Genomic DNA, 8,154 nt, shown 5'->3' on the forward strand with positions numbered 1-8,154 from the left:
CACCGGGTACCCCGTCGGCGGTTAATTCCGTTGTGGCCCTGCGGGCCGGTCTGCTGCACTGCACGGGTCGACGACGTCACCGAGTCCCGAGGAGCCCCAGATGCGCACTGCGTCCATGTCCCCCCAGACAGGAACGGCCCTCTCTCCGAAGGACATGACGCTTCGTGCAGTTGCTCAACCTTGGAATTCTCGCCCATGTCGACGCAGGTAAGACCAGCCTGACCGAGCGGCTGCTCCATTCGGCCGGGGTGATCGACGAGGTCGGCCGCGTCGACGACGGGAACACCCGTACCGACACCCTCGCGCTGGAGCGGCAGCGTGGCATCACCATCAAGTCCGCCGTCGTCTCGTTCCCGCTCGACGGTGTGACGGTCAACCTCATCGACACACCCGGTCACCCGGACTTCATCGCCGAGGTGGAGCGCGTGCTCGGTGTGCTGGACGGCGCCGTCCTCGTGATCTCCGCCGTCGAAGGGGTGCAGGCGCAGACGCGGGTGCTGATGCGGACGCTCCAGCGGCTGCGCATTCCGACCCTGCTCTTCGTCAACAAGATCGACCGGCGCGGGGCGCGGGACGAGGAGGTGCTGCGGTCGATCGCGGCCCGCCTGACGCCCGCGATCGTGCCCATGGGAACCGCCACCGGCCTCGGTACGCGCGCGGCCCGCTTCACCCCGGGGCCCGGCCCGGCCGCCGCCCTCGACGTCCTCACCGAGACCGACGACGCCCTGCTGTCCGCCTACGTCGAGGACACCGTCACGGACGCCCTCCTGCGCGGGTCGCTCGTCACACAGACCCGACAGGCCCTGGTCCACCCGGTCTACTTCGGCTCCGCCGCCACCGGCGCGGGCGTGGACGCGCTTCTGTCCGGCATCGAGGAGCTGCTGCCGGCCGCCGACGGGGACGCGGACGGGCCGGTCTCCGGCGCCGTGTTCAAGGTCGAGCGGGGCCCGGCGGGGGAGAAGGTCGCCTACGCCCGGATGTTCTCCGGCACCCTGCGCACCCGCGACCGGATCCCCTGCGGAGCGGACGGCGCCGAGGGCCGGATCACCGGGATCAGCGTCTTCGGCCACGGCACGGACACGCGCGCGGACGCCGTCGCCGCCGGACAGATCGCCCGGCTGTGGGGTCTCGCCGACATCAGGATCGGCGACGCGATCGGCGAACCCCGCAAGGCGTACGAGCACGTCTTCGCCCCGCCCACCCTGGAGACGGTCGTGGTCCCCGGCGCCGGTGTGCACAGGGGCGCACTGCACCTCGCGCTCACCCAGCTCGCCGAACAGGACCCGCTGATCGGCCTGCGCCACGACGAACGCCGGCAGGAGACGTCCGTCTCCCTGTACGGCGAGGTGCAGAAGGAGGTCGTCCAGGCGACTCTGGCCGACGAGTACGGTCTCCACGTCACCTTCCGCGAGACCACCCCGCTGTGCGTCGAACGGCTCGTCGGCACGGGGCATGCCGTGGAGCTCAACAAGAAGGACCCCAACCCGTTCCTCGCGACGGTCGGCCTGCGCGTCGAGCCCGCACCGGCCGGCTCGGGCGTCGCCTTCCGGCTGGAGGTGGAGCTCGGCTCCATGCCGTACGCCTTCTTCAAGGCCGTCGAGGACACCGTGCGCGAGACCCTCGGCCAGGGGCTGTACGGCTGGCAGGTCCCCGACTGCACGGTCACCATGACCCACAGCGGCTACTCGCCCCGGCAGAGCCACGCCCACCAGGGCTTCGACAAGAGCATGTCGAGCACCGGAGCCGACTTCCGGGGCGTCACCCCGCTGGTGCTCATCGAGGCGCTGCGGCGGGCCGGGACACGGGTTCACGAGCCGATGCACCGCTTCCGTGTCGACGCCCCGGCCGACACCCTCGGCGCCCTGCTGCCGGCCCTCGCCGGGCTCGCGGCCGTACCGGAGACCACGCGGAACCGGGGCGACCTCTGCGTCCTCGAAGGCACCGTGCCGGCGGCCCGGGTGCACGCCCTCGGACACGTGCTGCCGGGGCTGACGCGCGGTGAGGGAGAACTGGAGAGCGCCTTCGACCACTATGCGCCGGTCACGCACGGCACGATTCCGGAGCGTCCGCGCACCGACCACAACCCGCTGAACAGGAAGGAGTATTTGTTGAACGTGACACGAAGAATGGGCGGTTGAGGTGTGCGCGCCGGCCGAGAGGGAACTTACTCCAGAGTCAGGGGTGTTGACGGTGTCCTGAAATCACCGGACTGTAGTGGACATGCCAACTATCCGGGTACGTCTGCTGATTGTCCTGGCTGTCCTCTTCGGCTCCCTGTCGGTGGCGGGCGTCCCGCCCGCCGCCGCCGCGCCCGCTCCCGGCTCCCTCTGGTTCGACGACCCGACCGTCACCGTGAAGAACGGCCGCTTCACCGACGCCTCGGGCCGCGAGGTCGTCCTGCGCGGCTACAACGTCTCCGGCGAGACCAAGCTCGCGGAGAACAAGGGCCTGCCCTTCGCCTCCGTCGCCGACGCCCGCAAGTCGGCGACCGCCCTGCGCGCCCTCGGCGGCGGCAACACCGTCCGCTTCCTGCTCTCCTGGGCCTACGCCGAGCCCGAGCGCGGCACGGTGGACACCGCCTACCTGGCAGCCGCCACCGACCAGATGAAGGCCTTCCTCGACGCCGGCATCCGCGTCTACCCCGACTTCCACCAGGACCTCTACTCCCGGCACCTGTTCGACGCCGACAGCTGGTACACCGGCGACGGCGCGCCCAAGTGGGCCGTGGACGCCGGGAACTACCCGGACGAGTCCTGCGGGATCTGCCTCTTCTGGGGGCAGAACATCACCCAGAACGAGGCCGTGAAGCGGGCCACGTACGACTTCTGGCACAACGCGCACGGCGTGCAGGACGCCTTCCTCGCCACCGCCGAGAAGACCATGGCGTACGTCGAACAGCACCTGAGCGCCGACCAGTTCAAGGGCATCGCCGGCTTCGACCCCTACAACGAGCCGCACGCGGGCGTCTACGACTCCGGGCAGACCAGCCGCGCCTGGGAGAAGGACGTGCTGTGGCCGTTCTACGAGAGGTTCCGGGCCCGCATGGACGCGGCTGGCTGGCGCGACAAGCCCGCCTTCGTGGAACCGAACCTCTTCTGGAACGCCAACATCGACTTCCAGAAGCAGGAGGGCGGCCTGCTCGACGCCGGACAGCTCGGCCCCCGCTACGTCTTCAACACCCACTTCTACGACCAGAAGGCCATCTCCGGCGTCTTCATGTGGGGCAAGGCGGCCGACGGCCAGTACGCGGGCGACTTCCGCACGGTCCGCGACCGGGCCGCCGCCGCACGGACCGCCGCCGTCGTCAGCGAGTTCGGGCACCCGCTGGCGGGCAACGTCTCCGACAAGGCGCCGACCGTCCTCAAGGCGATGTACCAGGCCCTCGACTCCCGCCTGAAGGGCGCCGACTGGTGGTCCGACCCGGCGGCCTCGGGGCCGGTGCTCTCCGGCTCGCAGTGGCAGTGGGACATCTACAACGGCCGCCACCGCGAGCTGATGAACGGCAACCCCGACAAGGTGCTCACCACCGGTGACGCCTGGAACGACGAGGACCTGTCCGCCGTACGCCTCGACGACTCGGGCAAGCCGGTCCTGCGCCAGGACGCCCGGCTCCTGGACCGCCTCTACCCGAGCGCCACCGCCGGCACGACCGTCGGCTTCACCTACGAGGACCGCTCCCGTGACGGCTCGACGACCCTGACCTGGAACCCGGTGCCGAACTCGCTGCCGAGCGTGCGGCAGTTGGTGGGCTCCGGACAGTACGGGCTGCTGCTGTGGCGCTCGGACGGCGGCCGGGCACCCACCGAACTGCACCTGCCGGCGAGCTTCCCGACCGCGTCCACCACGGTCGTCTCCGACCTGGCCACGTCCCACGCCCCGCCCGCGTACACCTCGACCACCCCGGTCGGCGTGGCCCAGGAGCCCGGCGGCACGGGAAGCCGCCGCCTGCTGCTCACCGCGCCGGACTCGGGCGTCCTGCACTACGCGCTGGTGACCAACGGGGCGACGGCTCCCTCGGCGGATCTGCTGAACGCGGCCCGCTCCGAGCTGGCGGCGTGGGCCGCGAAGGAGGTCAGCTAGCGGACGGGCTCGTCCAGCCGGCCTCCACCTGACCGAGCCGGACGCGCTGCGGGTGGTCCCCGACCGGCACGGACACGGTCTTCTTCCCGGTGGCGAAGTCGATGGCCGTGACCTGGTCGGAGCCGCTCTCCGAGATGACACAACTCCTGCCGTCACCGCTGACCGTGGCCCAGTAGGGCTTGGCGGCGGTGACGAGCGGGCCCTCCTGGAGGGTGCCGCGGTCGACGACCGTGGCGTAGTCGTCCATGGTCCCGGCGACGCACAGCTTCTTGCCGTCCGGGCTCATCGAAAGGCCGTGGTGGCGCGAGTCGTTGACGAAGGTGGTGCGGTCGTCGCCGGTCGCCGGGTTCTTCGGCAGGGTCTTCGTGCGGGTGATCTTGTCGGAGGCCAGGTCGTACTCGAAGAAGCCGTTGAAGAACGACACCTGGAAGTACAGCTTCGACTCGTCCGGCGAGAACACCGCCGGCCGGACCGCGTCGGAGAAGTCCTTCAGGCCGATCGCGTCCAGGCGCGAGCGCATGTCGATGACCTTGACCTGCTGGTACGTGGTCGCGTCGATGACGGTGATGCGGCGGTCGCCCTTCGTCCAGTCCAGCCACGGGGCGTCGGTCTGCGTGTTCACGTCGCCGATCGACATGTTGTAGATGTACTTGCCGTCCTTGGTGAAGATGTTCTCGTGCGGCTTGTCACCGGTGGTGGCCTTGCCGAGCTGCTTGCCGGTCTCGATGTCCAGGACGTGCACGGCGTTGCCGGTGGACGCCGACACGGCGACCCGTTCGCCGTCGGGGGAGACGGCCATGTGGTCGGCGCGGAAACCGGACACCGGGAAGCGCCAGTTGATCCGCCCGGAGGCGAGGTCGATCGACACGACGTCGGCGAAGCTGGGCCGGGAGACGACCACCGACTTCCCGTCCGGCGTGGAGTACATGTCATCGACGAACTGGTCGTGTCCCTCGCCGACGCTGTTGCGGATCGTCATGAAGGCGATCCATCTGATCGGATCGGCGTTGATCTCCGCCATCCGCTCGTCCTTGTCGGGAACGACATTGATCCGGCCGATCCTCGCGAAGTCCCCGGTGGACTTGATGACTTCGGCGGTGCCGTCCCAGTTGTTGCCCACGAACAGCACCTGGCGCAGCGCGGCGGCGGCGTCGGGGGCGTCCGCGTGGGCGGCGGTGGCGGGAACGGTAGCGGTCAGGGCCAGGGCGGCGGTCAGGGAGCACAGGTGCCGTCGTCGGAATGCGGGCATGGCTGATCCCTCCTCTGCGGGTGGGGTGAGGAATCTGAACACACGTACTTTCAGAGTCAACTTACTGCAAAGTAAGGAAGGGGTGGCCTTCTCCACAAGACCGCGGCCACGACAAAATCGCGTGCGAGCGAAGACGGGTGTTCGGGCGAAGATGGTGTTCGAGCGACAGAGGGGGAGCCGGTGCCGGGCAGACTCAGAGCGCCGACCGGCCGCTACGGCGGCAAGACCGCCGAGGAGCGGCAGGCCGAACGGCGCCGGCGGTTCCTGGACGCCGCGCTCCACCTGTTCGGCGACAGCCCCGGCTTCCGCGCCACCACCGTCGCGGCGCTCAGCGAGGCGGCCGGGCTGTCGACCCGTCAGTTCTACGAGGAGTTCCGCACCCTGGAGGACGTGCTCGCGGCGCTGCACCTGCAGGTCAACGACTGGGCCGAGGCGGCGGTGCTGGAGGCGGCCGCCGGTGCGGCGGACCTGCCGCTCGTCGAGCGCGCGACCGCCATCTTCCGCGCCTACGCCGGGAACGTCACCGCCGATCCGCGCCGGATCCGCATCACGTTCGTCGAGATCATCGGCGTCAGCCCGCGCCTGGAGGAGCAGCGGCTCGCCCGCCGGGCCGGCTGGGTCGACCTCATCTGCGCCGAAGCCCGGGCGGCCGCCGCGCGCGGGGAGGCGGCACCCCGCGACTACCGCCTCGCGGCGACGGGTTTCATCGGCAGCGTCAACGGCCTGCTGCACGACTGGAGCGCCGGCTGGGTCGAGGCGACGCTGGACGAGGTCGTCGACGAACTCGTCCGGCAGCTGCTGGGGATCCTGCGGCCCCCGGGGTGGAGCCCGCGGGGGTGACTCAGAGTCGCGTACGTCCCGATCCGGCCGTCCCGGCTGCGGGGAAGGCCCGCCGGTACTCGCCGGGCGACACCCCGAGGTTCCTGAGGAAGTGGTGGCGGAGATTGTTGGCCGTGCCGAGTCCGCTCAGCTCCCCGACCCTCTCGATGGGCAGGTCCGTCGACTCCAGCAGTGACCGGGCGCGCCCGAGCCGCTGGTCGAGGAGCCACTGGAGCGGTGTCGTCCCGGTGGCGGCCTGGAGCCGCCGGTAGAACGTGCGGGGGCTCATCGCGGCCCGCCGCGCCAGGTCGGCCACGGTCAGCGGCCGGTCCAGGTGGGCCCGCGCCCAGGCGAGGACGGGCGCCAGTCCCTCGTCGTCACCCGCCGGCACGGGCAGCTCGATGAACTGCGCCTGTCCGCCCGGCCGGTGGGCCGGCACCACCATGCGGCGCGCCAGCTGGTTGGCGACGTGCGCGCCGAGATCGCGCCGCACCAGATGCAGACACAGGTCGAGTCCGGCGGTCAGCCCGGCGCTGGTGAGCACGTCGCCGTCGTCCACGTACAGCACCGACGCGTCCACGTGCACCTTCGGGTAGCGCTCGGCCAGCTGCGCGGTGTGCATCCAGTGGGCGGTGGCGCGCCGCCCGTCGAGCAGCCCCGCCTCGGCGAGCGCGAACGCACCGGTGCACAGGGAAACCATGCGGGCACCCGCGTCATGAGCCCGGCGCAGGGCGGCGATCAGCGCCCGCGGCAGCGGCCTGCCCTCCTCGACGCACGGGTCGGGCACCGAAGGCACGATGACCGTGTCGGCACCGACCAGGTCGTCCAGCCCGTAGCGGGTGCGCAGGCTCAGGCCATGAGCGTCCGCCGCACCGTCCCCCTCCGCCGGCCCGGCCCCGGTCCCGCACAGCCGCAGGTCGTACCAGGGGTCGGCCAGATCGGGCTGCGGCTTGCCGAACACGGTGCACGGGATGCTCAGTTCGTACAGATCCCACGAGGGGACCCCGATCTCCTCGGTCACGACCACGGCGACAGACCCGGCACTCATGCTCCGCAGCCTATGGCAGGAATTTGGTGGAGGCCGTCACTGGTGTCACTGTTCCCGATCTTCATGCCCTGCGAACGTGGCCGTAGGTGATCACACGTCACCCGGCAAGGACACGCGAGGAGTTGGGCATGAACGCAGTACACCGCCAGCCGGTCACCGTCGTCGGACTGGGCTCGATGGGGTCGGCACTGGCCGCCGCGCTGCTGGACCGGGGCCACCCGACCACCGTCTGGAACCGTTCCCCGGACAAGGCCCGCCCCCTGGTCGACCGGGGCGCCCGCCTGGCCGCCACACCGCAGGAGGCGATCGCCGCCTCCCCGCTGACCATCGCCTGCGTGCTGGACTACGAGGCGCTGTACACCGTCCTCGACCCGGCCGCCGGCGACCTGGCGGGCAGAACCCTGGTCAACCTCACCTCCGGCTCCCCCGAGCAGGCCCAGGAGGCCGTCAAGTGGGCCGACTCCCACGGGGCCGGCTATCTCGACGGCGCCATCATGACCACCCCGCCCGGCGTCGGCGACCCCGCCATGATGTTCCTCTACAGCGGCTCCAAGGAGGTCTTCGACGCCCACCGCTCCACCCTGGCGTCCCTCGGCGACCCCCTCCACCTGGGCACCGACCCCGGCCTCGCATCCCTCTACGACGCTGCCCTGCTCGGGCTGATGTGGGCCACCATGACCGGCTGGCTGCACGGCACCGCGCTGGTCGGCGCCGAGGGGACGTCCGCCACCGCCTTCACCCCGGTGGCGATCCGCTGGCTGGGCGCGGTGGCGGGCTTCCTCAGCACCTACGCGCCCCAGGTGGACGCCGGCCGTTACCCGGGCGACGACGCCACCGTCGACGTGCAGATCGCGGCCATCGACCATCTCCTCCACGCGGCGGCGGCCTTTTCCATGGCCGCCTTCAGGAGCTCCGGCAGCGCGTTGTCGACGCCGCCGGCCGCCGCCGCGTGGAGGAG

The 8,154-nt window shown here is 71.0% G+C and carries 6 protein-coding genes; 4 read left to right on the plus strand and 2 right to left on the minus strand.

The window, feature by feature from the left end; all coding sequences use genetic code 11:
• Positions 1–164: 164 nt before the first annotated feature.
• Both CCL05_RS31525 and CCL05_RS31530 read left to right on the plus strand, forming a co-directional pair.
• Positions 165–2,138 (plus strand): elongation factor G, encoded by a 1,974-nt coding sequence (locus CCL05_RS31525; protein WP_086564096.1) that lies wholly within the window; start codon positions 165–167, stop codon positions 2,136–2,138.
• Positions 2,139–2,220: 82 nt separating this feature from the next.
• A complete protein-coding gene (locus CCL05_RS31530; protein ID WP_086564100.1) occupies positions 2,221–4,080 on the plus strand; it encodes a cellulase family glycosylhydrolase in 1,860 nt (619 codons plus the stop codon).
• Here the strand turns inward: CCL05_RS31530 and CCL05_RS31535 are convergent.
• On the minus strand, positions 4,073–5,329 hold the full coding sequence (locus tag CCL05_RS31535) for a YncE family protein (protein ID WP_086564097.1): 1,257 nt from the start codon (positions 5,327–5,329) through the stop codon (positions 4,073–4,075). The two genes, CCL05_RS31530 and CCL05_RS31535, sit on opposite strands and share 8 nt — an antisense overlap.
• Before the next feature lie 180 nt (positions 5,330–5,509).
• Here CCL05_RS31535 and CCL05_RS31540 point away from each other — a divergent pair, with 180 nt between their 5' ends.
• Positions 5,510–6,169: a TetR/AcrR family transcriptional regulator gene (locus CCL05_RS31540; RefSeq protein WP_086564098.1), complete on the plus strand. Its 660-nt coding sequence runs from the start codon at positions 5,510–5,512 to the stop codon at positions 6,167–6,169.
• Between the two features lies 1 nt (position 6,170).
• Here CCL05_RS31540 and CCL05_RS31545 read toward each other — a convergent pair whose 3' ends face one another.
• On the minus strand, positions 6,171–7,175 hold the full coding sequence (locus CCL05_RS31545; protein ID WP_425275955.1) for a GlxA family transcriptional regulator: 1,005 nt from the start codon (positions 7,173–7,175) through the stop codon (positions 6,171–6,173).
• Positions 7,176–7,324: 149 nt separating this feature from the next.
• On the opposite strand from CCL05_RS31545, the gene CCL05_RS31550 reads away from it, so the two are divergent.
• A partial coding sequence (locus CCL05_RS31550) for an NAD(P)-dependent oxidoreductase (RefSeq protein WP_244204475.1) occupies positions 7,325–8,154 on the plus strand: 830 nt, incomplete at its 3' end.

This window comes from Streptomyces africanus (assembly GCF_002150735.1).
In the GTDB taxonomy this organism is placed as follows: domain Bacteria; phylum Actinomycetota; class Actinomycetes; order Streptomycetales; family Streptomycetaceae; genus Streptomyces; species Streptomyces africanus.